A 223-nucleotide genomic window follows, 5' to 3' on the forward strand; every position below is an offset into this window, starting at 1 on the left:
TCACTGGATGGGGCCGGGGCGCGGCTGGGTTGATCCGGTTGCCGAGAAGAAGGGCGTTATCCTCGGCCTCGATGCCGGGATTTCCACCATGGAGCAGGAGGTGGCTGAAAGCATGGGGGCGGACTGGGAGGAGATTGTGGACCAGCGTAGCTTTGAAATTAATTACTTTAAGGAAAAGGGGATGCCGCCGCCGAGCTGGGCGCAGGCAAACGTTATGGCCCCT

At 60.1% G+C, this 223-nt stretch carries 1 pseudogene; it reads left to right on the top strand.

Annotation, left to right across the window (positions count from 1 at the left end):
- Positions 1-223: pseudogene (locus DEO48_RS00015) on the top strand (phage portal protein); the annotation flags it as partial.

The sequence above is a fragment of the Enterobacter sp. CGMCC 5087 genome (assembly GCF_003144775.1).
Classification (GTDB): Bacteria; Pseudomonadota; Gammaproteobacteria; order Enterobacterales; family Enterobacteriaceae; genus Enterobacter; species Enterobacter cloacae_M.